The sequence below is a fragment of the Roseateles sp. genome (assembly GCF_039595595.1).
Taxonomy (GTDB): domain Bacteria; phylum Pseudomonadota; class Gammaproteobacteria; order Burkholderiales; family Burkholderiaceae_C; genus Roseateles.
Window position 1 is genome coordinate 101,125 of record NZ_JBCNLG010000003.1, and the last position, 17,715, is coordinate 118,839.

The following is a 17,715-nucleotide window of genomic DNA, read 5'->3' on the forward strand; positions in this document are numbered from 1 at the left end:
GAGGCAGTCATGTCCTGGAATCCCTTCAAGCCGCGCCCGTCGACCGACGCCGGGCACCCGCACGAGGCGCTGGCCGCCTGCCTCACGCACTGGCTGCGTCTCAAGGGGCGCCCGGTGCCGCTGGACGGGGTGCGTCAGCGCCTGGCCCTGCTCGCGCTGACCGGCGACGACGCCGCGAGCGCGCGCGATCTCGCCGGCGCCGTCGATGCGCGCTCCCGCTTCGTGCTGCTGCCGGCCCCGCAACCGGCCGCGCTGCCACTGCTGTGCAAGCACGGCGAACATGGCTGGCAGGTGGTCATCTCGCGTACCGCCCAGGGCCTGTGGCACTGCGTCGGCGGCGACGGCGTCAAACGCGAGCTGGTCCTGGAGCACACCCCCTGCCTGCACGCGATCTCCGATGGAGAGGCCGATCCGGCCGCGGCCCGCAGCGCGCAGGCCATGATGCTGTCGCAGGTGCGCGGCCAGTGGCCGATCTTCATGGAGGCGGCCGGCCTGTCGCTGGTGCTCTCGATCATCGGGATCGCGATCTCGTTCTTCTCGATGCAGGTCTACGACCGCGTCATCCCCAACCAGGGTCTGCAGACGCTGTGGGTGCTGACCGTGGGCGTGGGGCTGGCGGTACTGATCGAGTTCCTGCTCAAGCTCGCCCGCGCCTCCCTGCTCGAGCCCCGGCTGAAGGCGCTCGACATCGGCATCTCCCAGCGGCTGATGGCGCGGCTGAACGCGGTCCGGCTCGACCAGCGTCCGGGATCGGTCGGCACCCTGGCCTCGCAGGTGCAGAGCTTCGAATCGATCCGGGGGATCCTCTCGGCCAGCACGCTGTTCCTGCTGTTCGACATGCCGATGGCGCTGATCTTCGCGCTGGTGATCGCGATGATCGGCGGGCCCTGGATGGCGCTGCCTGCGCTGGTGCTGTTCGCCGTGACCGTGATGACCGGCCTGCTGCGCGCCCGCCGCATCGCCCGACTGACCGCGAGCAGCCAGTCCGGCGCCAACGCCAAGACCGGCCTGCTGGTCGAGACCATCGAAGGGGGCGAGGCCATCAAGGGCCTGGGCGCCGCCTGGCGCTTCGAAGCGCGCTGGTCCTCGCTCTGCGAAGTGAACGCCGCGCAGAGCCTGTCCCTCAAGCACGAAAGCGACACCACGGCCTACATCGCCGCCGCGCTGCAGCAGGCCAGCTACATCTCGCTGATCTGCGTGGGCGCGGTGCTGGCGATCCAGGGGCAATTGACGCAGGGCGCGATCGTCGCGTGTTCGATCCTCTCCGGCCGCGTGCTCTCACCGCTGGCCTCGATCCCGCCGCTGCTGGTGCAACTGGGAAGCGCGCGCGCCTCGATGAAGGCCTTGGACGCGATCTTCAAGCTGGAAGTCGATAACGAGGCCATCGAGCGTCCCATCGTCCCTGATCGCGTGCGAGGGGAACTGCGCTTCGAGGACGTCGAGTTCACCTACCCCGGCCAGAAGGAAGCGCTGCGCATCGGCAATCTGCGCGTCTCGCCCGGCGAGAAGGTGGCCATCCTGGGCACCGTCGGCGCCGGCAAGACGACGCTGCTGTCGCTGGCCTGCGGGCTGTCCAAGCCGACGCGCGGCACGGTCTACCTCGATGGTGTGGACCAGCAGCAGCTGCACGCCGGATGGCGCTCGACGCAGATGGCGTATGGTCCGCAGCATGCCTGGCTGTTCTCGGGCACGCTGCGCGACAACCTGATGTTTGGCCTGCCCGACGTCGGCGATGAGCAACTGGTCGCGGCCTGCCAGAAGACCGGTCTGTGGCCAATGGTGGCCCAGCACCCGCTGGGCCTGGATCGACGGCTCGCCGAAGGCGGCCGCGGACTGTCCGGCGGCCAGCGGCAACTGGTGGCCCTGACCCGCCTGGTGCTCGCCGATCGGCCGGTGTGGCTGCTCGACGAACCGACCTCCGGCATGGACGACGGCCTGGAACAGGCCACGGTCCGCCTGATGACGCAGTTGCTCAAACCCGAGGCGACGCTGCTGCTGGTCACCCATCGGCTCTCGATGCTGGCGCTGGTCGAGCGGGTGATCGTGCTGTCTCCCCAGGGCGTCCTGGTCGACGGTCCCCGCGACGCCGTGGTCGCGCATCTGCAAGGGCGCACCGCGCCCCAGCGCCCGGCGCCTGTGGCCGCGATCGACGCCCGTCCGGCTCCCGCGGCCGTCTCCAACCCCTCCGCGACCGCCGCCTGAGCGCGGCCGCCGCCCCGATGACTCCCGACATCAGAAGACTCCCATGAAGAAGACGCACATCCCGAGCGACGGCCAGTCGCGCATCCGGTGGACCGTCATCGCCACGGTGGCGGCGCTGGGCGCCGGCCTGTGGTGGGCCTCGCAGGCCGAGATCGAACAGGTCACTCGCGCTGGCGGCAAGGTCATGGCATCCTCCCGCACACAAGTCATCCAGACGCCCGACGGAGGTGTGGTGGAGAAGCTGTTCGTGCGGGAGGGGGCCGCGGTCCGCAAGGGGGATCTGCTGGTTCAGCTGGACAACACCAGGGCCAGCGCGGCGCTGGCGGATTCAAGCGAGAAGGCGGCGGCGCTCAATGCATCGCTGGCCCGGCTGCGTGCCGAAACGCTCGGGACGCCCTATCGCCCCACCGGCTCTGGTGCTTTCAACGAGCTGCAGCACCGGCTTTACGAGCGCCGGCAAACCGCGCTGAAGGAAGAACTGTCGGTGCTGACCAAATCCGCCGAGCTGGCCCGCCGCGAAGTCGAGCTCAACGAACCGCTCCACCAGGCCGGCGACATCAGCGCGGCGGAGTTCCTGCGGCTCCAGCGCGTTGCCAACGAAACGGCGGGCCAGGTCACCCTGCGGCGCAACAAGTTCCTGCAGGACGCGCAGGCGGAACTCGCCAAGACCGAAGAGGACCTGGCCAGCGTCCAGCAGATGCTCAACGACCGCCGGGGCAGCCTCGAGCACACGCAGTTGCGCGCGCCGGTCGACGGCGTCGTCAATCTGATCACGCAAACGACCCAGGGCGCGGTGCTGCGCGCCGGCGACGAGATCATGCAACTGCTGCCCACCGGCGACGACCTGATCATCGAAGCCCGGCTGCGCGCGGCGGACATCGGTTTCGTGCGCCCGGGCATGCTCGCGGCGATCAAGCTCGACGCGTTCGACTACAGCATCTATGGCGCGCTCGACGGGGTGGTCAGCTACGTCAGTTCGGATGCGCTGACCGAGCGCACACCCCAGGGCGAACAGCCGTACTACCGCACCCACATCCGCATCAGCGGCAAGCGCTTCAAGGGCGAAAAGGCCGACCAGATCGTGCTGCAGCCCGGGATGACCGCCACCGCCGAGATCATCACCGGGCGACACACGGTGCTGGACTATCTGCTCAAGCCCGTCAAGAAGACCGTGTCGGAATCGCTGGGCGAGCGCTGATCGCCGCGCCGCCCGCACAAGGTCGACAGGATCGCCACTCACTTCTCGTCAATCCACTTTCTTCCGGCATCACCGACAACAACTCGGAACCTCAGGGGAACCCCACATGATCACCGTCACCATCATCGAAGACGACGCCACCGTCCTGCAGCGACTGATCGACGTCGTGTCCGCGAGCAGCGCCTGCCAGATCGTGGGCATCGGCCGCAATCGCGGCGAGTCCGTCTCGGCGATCCTCGCCAACCGCGCCGACATCTACCTGGTCGACCTGGGCCTGCCCGACGTCGACGGCATCGACCTGATCAAGCTGATCAAGGAGAAGTGCAGCGATGCCCACAGCATCGTCATCAGCACCTTCGGCGACGCCAAGCACGTGATGCGCAGCCTGCGCTCCGGCGCCTCCGGCTACCTGCTGAAGGAGGAGATCCAGCCCAGCCTGATCGACAAGATCATCGCCACCCACAACGGCCACGCGCCGCTCAGCCCGGCGGTGTCCCGGCTGGTGCTGGACAAGCTGGAGAGTCTGGAGACCGGCGTGAAGCCCAAGGTCGACAAGGCGCAGAAGCTCAAGGAGCTCGGCCTGGGCCAGCGGGAATGGAGCGTGCTGAATCTGCTGATCGAAGGTCTGCCGATCGTGGACATCGGCAACCGGCTCTCGATCTCGCGCTTCACGGTGAATCAGCATCTGCGCTCGATCTATCGCAAGCTCAACGTCAATTCGCGCGCCATGGCGACCAGCGTCGCGCGCATGCACGGCCTGGTCGACGACTGACCGCCGCGGCACCAGCTTGGCGCGCCAGCGCGCCAAGTGATCCGGCCCTCATCCCTCGGCCCTCATCCCTCGGTCCTCATCCCTCGGTCCTCATCCTTCGGCCCTCATCCCGCGACGCGCTGCCCGGCATTGGCCAGGGCCGCTCCGGCGAGCCGAAACACGCCCTCCGGACGAGGCTGCAGGCGCATCCTCAGCAACTGCTTGCAGATGAGAAACGAGGCCCGCTCGAGGGCTTCGCTGGATCGAATCCCGGCGGCCTGCGACAAACGCGCGCGACCGTCGGCCAATTCGCCGTGCAGCCACAAGGCCAGGTCGCGGTCCCGGCCGTGCGCCGCGGCAATGTTGAGCACCGCCAGCCAGGCGGTCAGCACCACGGGCGGCAAGGACTCCAGCACATCGACCAGCGACTGGGCTGAGGCCGCGAACTGCGGCGCGTGAATCTCCTGCAGGCGAAGCAGCCGGGCCACGACCGCCGGGTGCCGCCCCGCCACGAGGGCCAGCGACGTGGCCCCGACGCCGGCGCAAGCCAGCAGATAGAGCTGTCCCAGCACGCGCACCTCGCAGCCCGGCAGCGCCGGCACGGCGAGCGTCATGGGCGCCGCGATCCCGAAGCCCTGGAAGTAATCGGCGCCGTCGGCACGGGCGCGCTCGCAGGCCTGCGTGTCTTCGATCTTCTCCGCGATCACGGCCAGGCCGAGCTGATGGGCCCGGCGAATCAGCGGCCGCAGCTGCGCTGGCGTGATGCCAAGCAGGTCGAGCTTCACGAATTGCACCCAGGGCGCCAGGGCCCAGCGCGGATCGTCGATCCGGACCACGTCGTCGAGCGCGAATCGATAGCCGCGGCCGTGAAGGTCCCGGATGCGTGCCGTGATGGCGTCGTTGACCTCGACGGTCTCGAGCAGCTCGATGACGCCGATGTCCGGGGTCAGCGCCTCCACGATCGGGCCCATCAACGTGGCGCCGTCGACATTGACCAGCAGGTCGCCGATCGGATGCTCCGCGGCTGGCGATCGGGTCAGCAACTCACCATCGAGCAAGGCATTGGAGAGCACGGCCGCGGTCGCGTAGGCGCCCAGCTCCGGCTCGACCAGGTCATCGCTCGCGTTCCATCGGAACAGCAGTTCGGAGGCGACGACGCGTCCCGAACGATCGATGATCGGCTGCGAGGCGTATCGGACGTGGGGGGTGAGATGTTCGCGCTGGAGATCTTGCGTCGAGGGGACTGTCGCACCACTGACGGGGGGGCGGCCGGGATCGGAGGAGCAGGTCATGAAGCGCTTCGCTGGGCGAGTGGAAAGCAAGGCTTCATGCTATGAATCGCCCTTCGCAAACGCGAATAGCAAACTCCTGTCATCCCAGTGCTGCCGCTAACAGTTATTGATGAGTTGCCCCACATGGTGACGGAGGTACGAATCAGGCCCCGCGCTTGCCCCTGGGCCTGCGTCGTCCGACGTGCGCCCGCGCCGCAAGCCCGGCGCGGGCGCACGGGCCATCGATCCGCCGGCCCCGCATCGGGCCGCCCGGTTTTCTTTCCCGAAGTACAAGGAGAAGCAAATGCAGATGCGACACACCCGACTGGCCGCCGCCGCGCTCACGGCGGCCGTCCTGGCCGGCTGCGCGAACATGGATGAGCGCCAACGCGGCACCGCGGGAGGCGCCGCGATCGGCGCGGTGTCCGGCGCGGTGATCAGTTCCGCCACCGGCGGCAAGGCCGGCACCGGCGCGCTGATCGGCGGCGCGCTCGGCGCGGTGGCCGGCAACGTCTGGTCGCGCCACATGGAGGAGAAGCGCCGCGCGATGGAACAGGCCACGCAGGGTACCGGCGTGGAAGTCACGCGGACGGCTGACAACCAGCTCAAGCTCGACGTGCCCAGCGACATCTCCTTCGCGACCAACAGCGCGACGCTGGAGCCGCGGCTGCGGCCGGTGCTGGACGCGTTCGCGAACGGCCTGAACAGCAACCCGTCGCCGACGATGGTGCGGGTGGTCGGTCACACCGACAACACCGGCTCGGACGCGATCAACGATCCGCTGTCCCTGCGCCGCGCGGAGAGCGTGCGCGGCTATCTGGCCGACCGCGGCGTGAGCAGCGCCCGCATCGAAGTGGCCGGCCGCGGTTCGCGCGAACCGCTGGTGTCCAACGACACCGCCGAGAACCGCGCCAAGAACCGCCGCGTCGAGATCTTCCTGCGCGAGCCGCAGCAGGGCAGCGGCGGCTGATCCTCAGCGGGCCATGAAGAAGGGCCCGCCTTCGAATCCCGAAGGCGGGCCGCCGCGCGCAGGACCCGTTGGAAGTCTCCGCGGTCCTGCGCGCAACGCCTGGCACCGGCGCCGGCGAGGGCGCCCCTCCTGCAGCGTCAATGGGCCGGTTTGGCCGGCTCTGGACCCATGTGCGGACCCGTGCGATGCAGCGCGCCGCCCTCGCCTTCCCAGGTGGTCACCTCCTCGGGTTTGGCGTGGGACATCTTGAGCCGCTGCGTGGTGCGGCGGGCCTGCCACTGCCACAGCGCATAACCGGCCAGGCTGGACAGGGCGATCGGGACAAGGCGTTTCATCAGCATGGTGGCGCTCCTGGATCGATCAGCGGGCCGGCGAACTGGCCTTGGGTTGGCGCGGCGGCGGCACGTCCGGACCCGGACGCATCGTTGCGCTGGGCGGCTGCGCCGGCGCGCCGGCGGCGGTCGGGTTCTCCTGGACCATGCGGTCGATGCGCGACAGGATGCCGCCGCTCTCGACACTGCCATCGCGCGTGCCCTGCCCCATCACCATCATGCGGCAGTCCTCGCGATCCTCTTCCTTGACGCGCTGGCAGCGCAGCATGGCGTTGTTGGCGAGTTCCTGCGTGCTGGCGGTCTTCAGATGGCCGCGCAGCGCTTCCTGGCGCGCGGCGCCGGCTTCCTTCAGGCAGGTGGCGCGAGCCTGGCCGGTGCGGCCGGCCATGCAGTTCGCGCGCTCCTGTTCGTAGGTGGCCTGGATGTCGGACTTGGACGCGGCGCCCGCCGCGAAGGCGGGGCCCGCCACCATCATCACGGCCGACAGCACCGCGCCGGCAGCGATCAGTCCGGCGGCGGAAGGCGTGCGGAGGGTCTTGTTCATCGGGATCATCTGGGTTCCTTTCCGGCGCACAGGGCGCAGAGGTCGGAGATGAAAGGGAGGATGAGGCAAGCGTAGGCCGGGTGGCGCAGGCCGTCTGTCGTACCGCGCCGGGGCCGGTTGTAGGACGAGTCCGGCACCGAGCCGGCCCCTCTCCCCTGCCCTCTCCCCGCCAGCGGGGCGAGGGAGCTCGAAGGGCGGGGCTGCCGTCATGGTCCTCGGAGCGCGCGGCGTCCTGTCCTACATGCGGACGTGGACCCTGCTGATCCCTTCGCGCCGGGGGCCGCTTCTACAGTGGCTGCAAGCGCCGCGCCGCGGCCAACAGCAGGAAAGGACATCGTCATGTTGAAGTGGGCCCTGATCTTTGCCGTGATCTCGCTGGTGGCGGGTGTGCTCGGCTTCACCGGCGTCGCCGCCGGCGCGGCCGGCATCGCCAAGATCCTGTTCGGGATCTTCCTGGTCATCTGTCTGGTGCTGCTGGTGCTGGGCATCACCGGCGTCAACGCGTTGCGCAAGTGACCGTCACGCCCCGCCGATCCCCAACCGCCCAGAGGAGCCAGCCCCATGAACGCCCCTGAACACAAGCACCTGCAGCTCGACGAGCAGGCCTTGCAGCGCGCGCGCCAGCACCTCGACGAAGGCCCCGTCACCCCGAGCTACGGCCCGTGGCGGGACGACGTCGTGCGTCTGCTCAACGACGCGCTCGCGACCGAGCTGGTCTGCGTGCTGCGCTACAAGCGCCATTACTTCACCGCGCATGGCCTGGCCTCGCCGCGCATCGCCGAGGAGTTCCTCGAGCACGCCAACCAGGAGGCCGTGCACGCGGACCGCATCGCCGAGCGCATCGTGCAACTGGGCGCTGATCCGGACTTCAATCCGGACTCGCTGACCCAGCGCAGCCACGCCGAGTACGACGAGACCAAGGACCTCAAGTCCATGCTGCGCGCGAACCTGGTGGCCGAGCGCATCGCCGTGGAGGCTTATCGCCAGATGATCCAATTGATCGGCGACAAGGACCCGACCACGCGCCGCATCCTCGAGGAGGTGCTCGCCGAGGAGGAAGAGCACGCCGATGACCTCGCCGACCTGCTGAGGGAGTGAGCGGTGCGCCGGCGCGTCGCGGCCCTGGTCCTCGCGCTCGGCGCGAGCGTCGGACTGGTCGCCTGCGGCACGCCGCGACCGCCGGTCAACGGCCGCATCCCCGATCCGCCGGCCTCGGCACCCGCGCTCACGCGGGTGGCCGCGCAGGTGGATGTGGTCGGCGCGCGCGGCCCGCTGAACCAGGCCAGCCGCGAGCAGGCGCTGCAGGCCGCCGCCGCGCAGGGCAAGGCGGAGCTGCTCAAGCGGCAGTTGGCGGCGATGTCCGCGTTCGGTGACGTCGACCTGTACGCCGGCAACGACGCCAAGCTGCTGGTCGACGGGCCCGCCACCTTCGCCGCGATGTTCGCGGCCATCGGGAAGGCGCGCCGGCAGGTGGTGCTGGAGAGCTACATCATCGAGGACGCCGAGGTCTCGCGGCAGCTCGCCGACCTGCTGCTGCGCCGGCGCGCCGACGGCCTCGAGGTGGCCGTCCTCTACGACGCGGTCGGCTCCTTCGGCACGCAGGACGCGTATTTCGACCGGATGCGCCAGGGCGGCATCGCCATCTGCGCCTTCAACCCGGTCAATCCGCTCAAGCGCGCGAGGTATCACAAGATCACGCATCGCGACCATCGCAAGATGCTGATCGTCGACGGCGAGACCGGCTTCACCGGCGGCATCAACATCAGCGCGGTGTACTCCTCGGGCTCGGGCGGCTTCGGCAGCCGCGGATCGTCGAAGCCGCCGCGGCCGCGGACGGCGCCGGCCCCAGCCTCGGCCGCCAGCGGCGCGCAGGACCGGGACGCCGAGAACGGCGGGAACGGCTGGCGCGACACCATGATCCAGGTGCGCGGACCGGCGACGCAGGCGCTGCACACGATGTTCCGCGAGGTCTGGTCCCAGCAGCATTGCGAGGGCACCGTCAGCGAGATTCAGCCCCCGCCCGGACCGCCGGCCGGCAAGCAGCTGATGCGCGTGATCCCCTCGACGCCGCAGGACACCGAGAACCGCATCTACACGCTGCTGCTGGGCAGCATCCGGGCGGCGCAGCGCAGCGTCTACCTGACGATGGCCTATTTCGCGCCGGGCCAGGACATGGTGGACGCGCTGTGCGAGGCGGCCATCCGGGGCGTCGACGTGGAACTGATCCTGCCCTCGCAAAGCGACTTCTCGCCGGTCATGCATGCGGGCCGCAGTCACTACGAGCGGCTGCTCAAGGCCGGCGTGCGCATCCACGAACTGCAGGACGCCGTGCTGCACGCCAAGACCGCGGTGATCGACGGCGTCGTCTCGACGGTCGGGTCCAGCAACATGGACTGGCGCAGCTTTGTCTACAACAACGAGGTCAACGCGGTCGTGCTTGGCGAGGACTTCGGCGACGCGATGACGCGCATGTTCGAGCGCGACCGCGCCGCCTCCCGCGCGATCGATCTCGCCCGCTGGCAGGACCGCGGCCTGTGGCAGCGCGGCAAGGAATTCTTCTCCAGGATGTTTGAACAATGGTGGTGAACGACAAGACCTCCGCCGGGCCGGACGGCGCCCCCCCGCCAGGCCCCGCTCCCCGGCGGCATCGCACGCGGCACGGCTGGGCGATGGCCCTGCTGACGCTGCTGGCGATGCTGGTCATCGCAGTCGGCATCTGCGAATGGCTGGGCTGGCCCTTCCTGCGGCGGCCGGCCGAGCAATGGCTCAGCCAGAAGCTGGACCGCCAGGTCCACTTCGATGGCGGCGAAGGCGACAGCTGGCAACTGCGGCTGATCGGCCATCCGCGGCTGCGCTCACACAGCGTCACCATCGCCGGCCCGAGCTGGAGTCCGCTCGGCGGTCCGACGCTGCAGGCGCAGGACGCCGAATTGACGCTGCGTTACAGCGACCTGCTCGCGCTGCGTCATGAGGGCCAGGCCTTGCGCGTGAAGTCGCTGCGGGCCGGTGAGATCGCGCTGCGGCTGGAGCGCGATGTGGAGGGCCGCGCGAGCTGGCAGTTCGGCAGGCAGCCCCCCAGCGACACGCAGATCCGCAAGCGCCCCGCGATCGATGGTGTCCGATTCGACTTGCTGGAAGTGCGCCAGGGCACGGCGCTGGTCGACGACAAGATCCAGGCGCTGTCGCTGCTGGCGCGCTTCGCGCTGCGCGAGACCTGGACGACGGCCGGCCAAGCCGCGTCGGCGGTCCAGCCGGCACGGGAGGGCGCGTCGAGCAACGCGAGCGGCCGGGGCGAGCCCTCGGTGGCGGCGCGCGCGGCCAGCGCGGCCGCTTCCGGCACGCGGCTGGCGGTGGACTTCGGCGAGCGCGTCGCGGGCAAGTCCAAGGGCGGCTCGGAAGCGTCCGGCGAACCGGGCCCGGGCCAAGGCGGCCGTCTTGGCGTCACCGCGAGCGCCGAAGGCCACTTCCGCGACCTGCCGCTGAAGGCGACGCTGCAGACCGGCTCCGCCCTGCCCTGGCTGTCTTCCGACCCGAACGCGCCGGCGGTGCCGGTGACCCTGCGCGGCAACATCGGGAAGGCGCAATTGAGCTTCGACGGCACGGTGCGCGACCTGCTCGTGTCACAGGCGCTGGCCGGCGATTACGTCCTCAGCGGCCCGTCGCTCGCGGCCGTCGGCGAGCCGCTGGGCGTGACGCTGCCAACCACGCCGGCGTTCTCGATGCGAGGCCGGCTCACTCGGGATGGCCCGCGCTGGACCACCGTGGTGAGCCAGGCCACGATCGGCAAGAGCCGGTTGAGCGGCGATTTCGAATACCTGAGGCGCGACGACGCCGTGCCCCAGTTGACAGGCCAGCTGCGCGGCCGCGAACTCTGGCTGGCCGACCTGGGGCCGGCGGTCGGCGTGCCGGCGGACCCGGATGCGCGCAAGCCCGGCCGGGCGGCGCGGGTGCTGCCGGACAAGCAGTTCGACCTGCCCTCGCTGCGCGCGATGAACGCCAATGTCGATGTGAAGCTGGCGCGCTTCGAATCCGGCACCTCGGTGCTGCAGGCCGCCGAGCCGCTGAACGCCCGCATCGTGCTGCACGACGGCGTGCTGGAACTGCGCGACATCGATGCGCGCATCGCACGCGGCCAATTGGCGGGCCGCATGCTGCTCGACGGGCGCGAGCCCAAGGCGAAGTGGGAGGCGCGTCTGCGCGTCAGCGGTGTCCACCTGGAGCAGTGGCTCAAGCTGGAGCGCAAGAACGGCCAGCGCTGGGTCACCGGTCTGATGGGCGGCCGGATCGCGCTGGACGGCACGGGACGCTCGACCGCCGAGCTGCTGGCCAGCGCCGACGGCCGCATGGTGCTGTACTGGACCGACGGCACGGTCTCGCACCTGCTCGTCGAGACCGCCGGCATCGACATCGCGCAGGGGCTGGGCATGTTGGTGCGCGGCGACGACGCGCTGCAGGTGAGCTGCGGCGTCGCCGACCTGCGGGTCAAGGACGGCACGGTGACACCGCGGCCCATGGTCGTGGACACGAAGGATTCGATCGTGCTGGTCGACGGCGCGATGTCGCTGGCGACGGAGAAGCTCGCGCTGACGGCCAAGGTCGAGCCCAAGGACAAGAGTCCGCTCACCCTGCGCACACCGCTGGACATCCAGGGCACGCTGGGTGACCCCAGGCTGAGCCTGCAGAAGGGCCCGCTGCTGCGCAAGCTGGTGCCCGCGGCGGTGCTGGGGCTGGCGGTGGCGCCGCTGGCGGCGGTGCTGCCGCTGGTGGACCTGGGCGAGGATCCGGATCCGGAGAGTGTCAAGGCGCTGTCGGAATGCAACGCCCGGTTGGCCCCAGTCTCGAAGCGATGATGGGGATCGTGATAATGGGCGCCTCGATTTCACCCACGCCCATGTCCACCGTTCCCGTCACCGCATCGACGCCCGGCACGCTGACCTGCTTCCTGGTGGAGGACAGTCCGTTGATCCGCGAGAACCTCGTGGCGACGCTGCAGGAGATGCTGGACCTGGCGGTGGTCGGCCAGGCCGACGACGAAGCCGCCGCGATGCGCTGGCTGCATGACGAGGCGGTGCCCTGCGACCTGGTCATCGTGGACCTCTTCCTCAAGCGCGGCTCGGGCCTGTCGCTGCTGCCCAAGGCGCGGCGGCTGCAGCCCGAGGCCAAGCTGGTCGTGCTGAGCAACTACGCCACCGCCGACATGCGCCAGCGCTGCGCTCAGCTGGGCGCGGATCGGGTCTTCGACAAGTCCAGCGAGCTCGACGAACTCATCGCGTACTGCCTGGACCTGGCGTCGTCGAAGGCCTGATGGCGCTGCGGCGCTCAGTGCGCCCCGCCCGCGTCCACCGGCGCGCCCATCTTCGGCGGCCGCCGGGTCAGCCAGACGAAGGCGATCAACACCAGGAACAGGATCGCCGAGGCCAGGAAGATGTCGTCCGCCGCCCGCGTGAAGGCCTGCTGGTCCACCAGCCGGTTCAGGTAGGCCAGCGCCTGGTCATGGCTGAAACCGGTGCGCTGCAGCGTGTCGATCGCCGCCGTCTCCGCCGGATCGCCCAGCGCCAGCCGCTCCGCCAGGTGATGGTGGTGCAGCGCCGCGCGGTTCTCCCACAGCGTCGTGGAGATCGACGTCCCCATCGCCCCCGCCGTGATGCGCACGAAGTTCGACAGGCCTGCCGCCGCGGCGATGCGCTCGGGCGGAATGCCCGACAGCGTCAGCGTCGTCAGCGGGATGAAGAAGAACGCCAGCGCCCCGCCCTGCAGGATGGTCGGGATCATGATGGTCCCGAGGTCCGTGTCGGTGGTGAACACCGAGCGCATCCACAGCACGATCGCGAACATCACGAAGGCGAAGCTCGCCATCGCGCGCGGATCCCACACCGCCACCTTGCGACCCACCACCGGCGACAGCAGGATCGCCAGCACGCCCACCGGCGCCAGCGCGAAGCCCGCGGCCGTGGCAGTGTAGCCCATGTGCTGCTGCAGCCACAGCGGCAGCAGCACCACGTTGCCGAAGAACAGCCCGTAGGCGATCGACAGCACCGACGCGCCGAACAGGAAATTGCGCCGTCCGAAGAGCCGCAGGTCCACCACCGGATGGTCGTCGGTCAGCTCCCACACGATGAACACCGCCAGGCCGACCACTGCGATCACCGCCAGCGCGATGATCTGGTTGGACTCGAACCAGTCAAGCTCCTTGCCCTTGTCCAGCATGATCTGCAGCGCGCCCACCCACAGCACCAGCAGCGCCAGCCCGATGGTGTCGATCGGCAGCTTCTTGGTCGGGGTCTCGCGGGTGCGGTAGATGCTCCACGTCAGGCCGGCGGCGAACAGCCCCACCGGCACGTTGATATAGAAGATCCACGGCCAGGTGATGTTGTCGGTGATCCAGCCGCCCAGCAGCGGCCCCACCACCGGCGCCACCAGCGTCGTCATGCCCCATAGCGCGAGCGCCGTGCCCGCCTTGTGCTTCGGGTAGCTCGACAGCAGCAGCGTCTGCGACAGCGGGATCATCGGCCCCGCCACCAGCCCCTGGAACACGCGCGCGGCCACCAGCATCTCGAGCGAGTGGGCGAAGCCGCACAGCCAGGACGCCAGCACGAACAGCAGCACGCTGGTGGTGAACAGCCGCACGGCGCCGAAGCGCTGCGTCAGCCAGCCGGTCAGCGGCACCGAGATCGCGTTGGCCACGCCGAAGCTGGTGATGACCCAGGTGCCCTGCACCGGGGAGACGCCCAGATCGCCAGCGATCGCGGGCAGCGACACGTTCGCGATGGACGAGTCCAGCACGTTCATGAAGGTGGCCAGCGACAGCGAGATCGTGCCCAGCACCAGCGCGGTGCCGGTCAGCGGCGCGGGACCCGCGGGCGGGCCGGCGGGCGGGTTCGCGGGTGGAGCGGCCGGAGCCGCCGCGGTGGAATTGCTCATTGCACGCGGGCCGGGCTCGCCTTGGCGGCCTTGCCGAGGTTGGACGCGATGATCCGGCCGACCTGTTCGTCGGCGGCCTTCTCCTGCGCGTCGAAGATGGTGGTCTGCAGGCGCGGGGCGCTGGCGCCGGTCGCGGCGGCCAGCATCGGGCCGCCCTGGTCACGGATGTCCACCTGGACGTCCATCGACAGGCCCACGCGCAGCGGATGCTCCTGCACTTCCTTCGGGTCGAGCGCGATGCGCACCGGCACCCGCTGCACGACCTTGATCCAGTTGCCGGTGGCGTTCTGGGCCGGCAGCAGCGCGAAGGCCGCGCCGGTGCCCGCGCCCAGGCCCTGCACGGTGCCGTGGTACTCGGTCTTCTTGCCGTAGACGTCGGCCTCCAGCGTCGCGGACTGGCCGATGCGGAGCTTGGCCAGCTGGCTCTCCTTGAAATTGGCGTCGACCCAGACCTGCTGCAGGCCGACCACCGCCATCAGCGGCGCGCCGGCGGCCACGCGCTGGCCCAGCTGCACCGAACGGCGCGCGACCCAGCCGTCCACCGGCGCGACGAGCTCGGACCGCTGCAGCGCCAGGTAGGCCTCGCGCAGGCGGGCCGAGGCGCGCAGCACGTTGGGGTGTTCCTCGACCTTGACGCCGTCGGTCAGCACCTGGTTCGAGGCCAGCTGGTCCTTGGCGGCCTGCAGCGCCGATTGCGCGGCGGCGGCCTGCGCGCGGGCGGCGGTCAGCTGCGACTGGGCGTGTTCCAGCTCTTCCTTGCCGACCGCGCCGGTGGCCACCAGCGGCTGGCGGCGCGTGACGTCGGCCTGCAGGCGGCCCAGCTCGGTGACGGTGCGCTGCAGGTCGGCCTCGCGGACCTTGACCTGCGCTTCCAGGCCGCTGTTGTTGGCGTAGAGCGTGCGGACCTCGCGCACCGTCTGCGCCAGCTGGGCCTGCGCCTGCTCGAGCGCGACGCGCGCATCGACCGGGTCCAGGCTGATCAGCTTCTGACCGGCCTTCACGAAGTCGGTGTCATCGGCGTAGACGGCGCGCACCGTGCCGCCGACCAGCGGCGTGATCTGCACGACGTTGGCCTGCACGTAGGCGTTGTCGGTGGTCTCGTAGCGGCTGCCGACGATCCACGAATAGCCGCCGTACACCAGACCGGCGACGATGACCGCCGCGGCGATGACGGTCAGCCCCTTCTTGCGGGAACCGTTCGTGGCGCCGTTGGCGGCGGGAGCTTGGGGCTTGTTCTCGGGAGTAGCGCTCATGGTGGGCTCTGGGAGATGTTGTTCTGTCGGAGGCGCGGGAAGCGCGCAATTCGGTGACGGGATCGGTGGCGGGACCCGGTGACGCGGCGGCGCCTTCGCGCCGCTGCGCACAGGTCGCGCGGGGCCGGCGTCAGCCGCGGCCGGGATCGCTGGCAGGCCGGGACTGCGCCTGAGCGCGGCCTGGCTCGGCGTAGCCGCCGCCCAGCGCGCGCATCAGGTTGATCTGCGCGTCGACGGTCAGCGCCTGCAGGTCGATCTGGCCGCGTTGCTGCAGCAGCTGGTTCTGGCGGGCATTCAGCACCGCGATGCGGCCGGTCAGGCCGGCGCGGTGGCGCTGCTCGGCCAGCGCGGCCTGGCTGTCGGCGTTGGCCACCAGCGCGTCCTGCTGCGTGCGCTGCTGGCGCAGCGATTCGAGCGAGCTGTACTGGTCGCTGGCGTCACGCACCGCATCCAGCACGGCGGCGTTGTAGGTCGCGATCGCGGCGTCCTGCTCGGCGGCGCTGCCGCGCAGGTTGGCGCGCAGCCGGCCGCTGTCGAACAGCGGCAGATGCAGCGCCGGACCCACGCCGTACTGGCGGCTGCCGCTCTTGAACAGGTCGTCCAGGCCGATCGAATTCAGGCCGACGAAGGCCGTCAGGCTCACGCTCGGATAGAACTGCGCGCGGGCGGCGCGGATGTCTTGGGCGGTGGCCTCGACGCGGGCGCGCGCGGCCGCCAGATCCGGGCGGCGGCCCAGCAGGTCCAGATGCGGCGCCTGCTGCCAGTCGAGCGCCGCGGGCAGCGTCGCATCGAGCGACTCGGTCGCCTTCGGGCCCTGGCCGGTCAGCGCGGCGATCTGGTGGCGCAGCAGCTGCTGCTGCTCGCGCAGCACGACCTGCTGGCGCTGGATGTCGGGCAGCGGGGCCTCGGCCACGCGCAGGTCCTGGCCGTTGTCCAGGCCGGCGGCGCTGCGCTGGCGCACCAGGTCCAGGCTCTGGTCGCGCAGCGTCTTCTGCTGCTCCAGCAGGCGGCTCTGCGCCTGGCTGCGGGCCAGCGCCACGTAGGCCTTCGCGACCGCGTTGGACACGCTCAGCCGCGCGGCGGCGGCGTCCGCCTCGGCGGCGCGCTTCTGGCCCAGCGCGGCCTGCAGCGCCGCGTCATGCCGGCCGAAGAAATCGAACTCGTAGCTCAGCCCGGCCTGGATGTTGGCCAGCGTCTGGACGCTGCCGGCCAGCGGCGGCGGGTAGATGCCGTGCTCGCTGAAGCGCTGGCGGGTGGCGTCGGCCTCGAGCTGTGCCGAAGGACGCTTGGCGGCCTCGGCGTTCTCGGTCATCGCCGCGGCGCGCGCGATGCGGGCGCGGGCCAGCGCCAGGTTCGGCGAGTGCTCGATCGCCTGCTCGACCAGCGCGTCCAGTTGCGGATCGCGGAAGGTCTTCCACCACGACGCGTCGATCGCCTGGCCGGGGCCGGCGTCCAGCCCCAGGCGGGCGGCGGCCTCGGGGCCGTCGATCGGCTGGCCGGGCTCGGCGAGCTTGGGAATGGGCGCGCAGGCGGCGAGCACCATCAGTAGCGCGGCGCCCATGGCCAGGGCCAGCGTCGTGCGATGAAGGGAATGGGAGCTCATCGGGGTTCCTCGTGAATGTTGTTCTTGTGACAGGTCGGGAAAAGGGACAGCTCGGCCGGCGGGCCGCGGGCTCACTCGCACTTGTCGTCGAGCGTGGAGCTCTCGGACGAGAGGCCGGCGTCGCGGATCGCATGGCCGTTGGCGACGATGCGCTGCAGCAGGCCGATCAGCGTGCGGAACTCCTCGTCGTTGAAGCCGGCCAGATGGTCGTTGAACACCTTGGACAGCACGCCCGGCGCGGCCGCCATCGCGTTCACGCCGACCTCGGTCAGCGAGACCATGACGACGCGGCGGTCCTCGACGGAGCGCTCCCGGCGCACCAGCGACTTGGCTTCGAGCCGGTCCAGCAGCCGCGTCATCGCACCGCCGTCCATCGCCAGCTCGCGCGCCAGCGCGGCGCTGGACATCGGGCCGTTGAAGCGCAGGCGCAGCATCGGCGCCCACTGGGCGTGGGTCAGGTCGTGCTGGCCCAGCATCTTGTCGGCCTGCAGCACCATCGACTGCTTGATCTGGCGCAGCAGCCAGCCCAGGCTGGGCTCGGAGGTGAAGCTGTCGGCGCTGTAGAAGTCGGCGGGCGGAGGCAAGGTGGCGGTCATGGCGGCGGCTTTCCGGGAGGGTGCTTCTGGAAAAAGCTGAAGACAATTATTGCTTAGGCAATCATTGCCCTGCC

Annotated in this window: 16 protein-coding genes; 9 read left to right on the forward strand and 7 right to left on the reverse strand. The window is 70.2% G+C overall.

The features are described 5' to 3' along the window. The first annotated feature begins 9 nt into the window (after window positions 1-9). From ABDW61_RS05660 to ABDW61_RS05670, 3 genes are all read left to right on the forward strand, one after another. Window positions 10-2,202: an ATP-binding cassette domain-containing protein gene (locus ABDW61_RS05660; RefSeq protein WP_343637091.1), complete on the forward strand. Its 2,193-nt coding sequence runs from the start codon at window positions 10-12 to the stop codon at window positions 2,200-2,202. Between the two features lie 43 nt (window positions 2,203-2,245). After that, window positions 2,246-3,400 carry an HlyD family efflux transporter periplasmic adaptor subunit gene (locus tag ABDW61_RS05665; RefSeq protein WP_343637093.1) on the forward strand — a complete coding sequence of 385 codons (1,155 nt, stop codon included), beginning with the start codon at window positions 2,246-2,248 and terminating at the stop codon, window positions 3,398-3,400. Window positions 3,401-3,506: 106 nt separating this feature from the next. After that, window positions 3,507-4,172: a response regulator transcription factor gene (locus tag ABDW61_RS05670; protein ID WP_343637095.1), complete on the forward strand. Its 666-nt coding sequence runs from the start codon at window positions 3,507-3,509 to the stop codon at window positions 4,170-4,172. A gap of 104 nt (window positions 4,173-4,276) precedes the next feature. Here ABDW61_RS05670 and ABDW61_RS05675 read toward each other — a convergent pair whose 3' ends face one another. Then, window positions 4,277-5,443: an EAL domain-containing protein gene (locus ABDW61_RS05675; RefSeq protein ID WP_343637097.1), complete on the reverse strand. Its 1,167-nt coding sequence runs from the start codon at window positions 5,441-5,443 to the stop codon at window positions 4,277-4,279. 289 nt (window positions 5,444-5,732) lie between these two features. Between ABDW61_RS05675 and ABDW61_RS05680 the strand changes: the two genes are divergently transcribed. Continuing rightward, window positions 5,733-6,392 (forward strand): OmpA family protein, encoded by a 660-nt coding sequence (locus ABDW61_RS05680; protein WP_343637099.1) that lies wholly within the window; start codon window positions 5,733-5,735, stop codon window positions 6,390-6,392. 137 nt (window positions 6,393-6,529) lie between these two features. Here the strand turns inward: ABDW61_RS05680 and ABDW61_RS05685 are convergent, their stop codons facing one another. Further along, the gene (locus tag ABDW61_RS05685) at window positions 6,530-6,733 is read right to left on the reverse strand and encodes a hypothetical protein (RefSeq protein WP_343637101.1); all 204 of its coding nucleotides are present in this window, start codon (window positions 6,731-6,733) and stop codon (window positions 6,530-6,532) included. A 19-nt stretch (window positions 6,734-6,752) separates the two neighbouring features. Next, complete coding sequence (locus tag ABDW61_RS05690; protein WP_343637103.1) at window positions 6,753-7,268, reverse strand: hypothetical protein; 516 nt, start codon at window positions 7,266-7,268, stop codon at window positions 6,753-6,755. 339 nt (window positions 7,269-7,607) lie between these two features. On the opposite strand from ABDW61_RS05690, the gene ABDW61_RS05695 reads away from it, so the two are divergent. The 5 genes from ABDW61_RS05695 to ABDW61_RS05715 are packed head-to-tail and all read left to right on the forward strand — an operon-like array spanning window position 7,608 to window position 12,573. Beyond that, window positions 7,608-7,784: a DUF1328 domain-containing protein gene (locus ABDW61_RS05695; RefSeq protein ID WP_343637105.1), complete on the forward strand. Its 177-nt coding sequence runs from the start codon at window positions 7,608-7,610 to the stop codon at window positions 7,782-7,784. A 45-nt stretch (window positions 7,785-7,829) separates the two neighbouring features. Further along, window positions 7,830-8,366: a ferritin-like domain-containing protein gene (locus ABDW61_RS05700; protein WP_343637107.1), complete on the forward strand. Its 537-nt coding sequence runs from the start codon at window positions 7,830-7,832 to the stop codon at window positions 8,364-8,366. Window positions 8,367-8,369: 3 nt separating this feature from the next. Beyond that, window positions 8,370-9,854: a phospholipase D-like domain-containing protein gene (locus tag ABDW61_RS05705; RefSeq protein ID WP_343637109.1), complete on the forward strand. Its 1,485-nt coding sequence runs from the start codon at window positions 8,370-8,372 to the stop codon at window positions 9,852-9,854. Next, the gene (locus ABDW61_RS05710; protein ID WP_343637111.1) at window positions 9,845-12,118 is read left to right on the forward strand and encodes an AsmA family protein; all 2,274 of its coding nucleotides are present in this window, start codon (window positions 9,845-9,847) and stop codon (window positions 12,116-12,118) included. The genes ABDW61_RS05705 and ABDW61_RS05710 overlap by 10 nt, the downstream gene beginning before the upstream one ends. A gap of 41 nt (window positions 12,119-12,159) precedes the next feature. Beyond that, the gene (locus ABDW61_RS05715; RefSeq protein WP_343637113.1) at window positions 12,160-12,573 is read left to right on the forward strand and encodes a response regulator transcription factor; all 414 of its coding nucleotides are present in this window, start codon (window positions 12,160-12,162) and stop codon (window positions 12,571-12,573) included. Window positions 12,574-12,587: 14 nt separating this feature from the next. On the opposite strand, the gene ABDW61_RS05720 is transcribed toward ABDW61_RS05715, so the two are convergent. From ABDW61_RS05720 to ABDW61_RS05735, 4 genes are all read right to left on the reverse strand, one after another. Then, the gene (locus ABDW61_RS05720; RefSeq protein WP_343637115.1) at window positions 12,588-14,189 is read right to left on the reverse strand and encodes a DHA2 family efflux MFS transporter permease subunit; all 1,602 of its coding nucleotides are present in this window, start codon (window positions 14,187-14,189) and stop codon (window positions 12,588-12,590) included. After that, window positions 14,186-15,442: an HlyD family efflux transporter periplasmic adaptor subunit gene (locus ABDW61_RS05725; protein WP_343637117.1), complete on the reverse strand. Its 1,257-nt coding sequence runs from the start codon at window positions 15,440-15,442 to the stop codon at window positions 14,186-14,188. The genes ABDW61_RS05720 and ABDW61_RS05725 overlap by 4 nt, the downstream gene beginning before the upstream one ends. Window positions 15,443-15,572: 130 nt before the next feature. Next, window positions 15,573-17,045, reverse strand: a complete 1,473-nt coding sequence (locus ABDW61_RS05730) for an efflux transporter outer membrane subunit (RefSeq protein ID WP_343637119.1) — start codon at window positions 17,043-17,045, stop codon at window positions 15,573-15,575. A 71-nt stretch (window positions 17,046-17,116) separates the two neighbouring features. Then, complete coding sequence (locus ABDW61_RS05735) at window positions 17,117-17,641, reverse strand: MarR family transcriptional regulator (RefSeq protein ID WP_343637121.1); 525 nt, start codon at window positions 17,639-17,641, stop codon at window positions 17,117-17,119. Window positions 17,642-17,715 lie beyond the last annotated feature (74 nt).